General features: G+C 38.3%; 1 protein-coding gene. It reads left to right on the top strand.

All coding sequences use genetic code 11. The annotated features are described in order from the left end of the window. Positions 1–678, top strand: a 678-nt coding sequence (locus tag Q0871_RS18615) for a transposase (protein WP_299326608.1), incomplete at its 5' end; no start/stop codon positions are given. Positions 679–966: the final 288 nt, after the last annotated feature.

Genomic DNA, 966 nt, shown 5'->3' with positions numbered 1-966 from the left:
AAACGTGAAGAACTTCGTAGTCTGTTCAGACGCAGAAATGACCTTGTAAAGGATTTCAGAAGGGTCAAGAGCTATATAAAGATGCAATTGTTGTATTTCGGAATCAGGGAACCTGAAGAGTTCGACAATGACCATTGGAGCCATAAGTACAGAAATTGGTTGGATAATATAATGTTCGAATACCCAACGGCGAAGGCCACATTAGAGAGTAGAATGCGTTTCTTCCGTTTTGTGGACCAAGAGCTTCGCGATGTGTCCACACAGCTAAGAAGGTACTGTAAAGTGAATTATAAGAAGGATTATCTATTACTGAGAAGTATACCTGGTATCGGAGGTATCGTGGCCTGTGGCATATTATGTGAACTAGAGGATTTAAGACGTTTCAACAACATTAAACATTTGGCAGGTTACGTAGGTCTGGCACCAAGTATGTATCAAAGCGGAAACAGTCAAAGGACAATGGGAATGACCCCACGTGCAAACCGCTTATTGAGAAGTTATTTTGTAGAGGCATCTTGGCAAGCGATACGTGCAGACCCCGTAATGCAGGCCTACTATCGTAAACATCAAGGCAAGAACGTAAAAAGTATCATTGTCAAAGTAGCTAGAAAGCTACTAAGTAGAACCTTGGCGGTAATTAAAACAGAAGTTCCATATACCATTGGGGTTATTGAATAATAAGTAGAAAAACTAATAAAATAAAAATCATAACAAAGCTCTAAAATAGTAGTGAGAACCGTATCACAAAACAAAACCCGTGACCTGTTTCGTTCAGGATCACATATTTAGCAAGTGAACGGTTTTATTATAATTTATAATCATACAGATGCCGGTGACGTTTCAAGTTTCGAACCGATCACACATAGGAGTGCGAGCAAGTTATATTAAAAGAAAAAAAGGTGGTTTAAGGCAAAAAAGAAAATATTAATTAACTTTAAGAAACTGGACTAAGGCTTTTCATAGGAG

This window comes from uncultured Maribacter sp. (genome assembly GCF_947500985.1).
Lineage (GTDB): Bacteria > Bacteroidota > Bacteroidia > Flavobacteriales > Flavobacteriaceae > Maribacter.
This window is presented reverse-complemented; position numbering and strand designations above follow the sequence as displayed.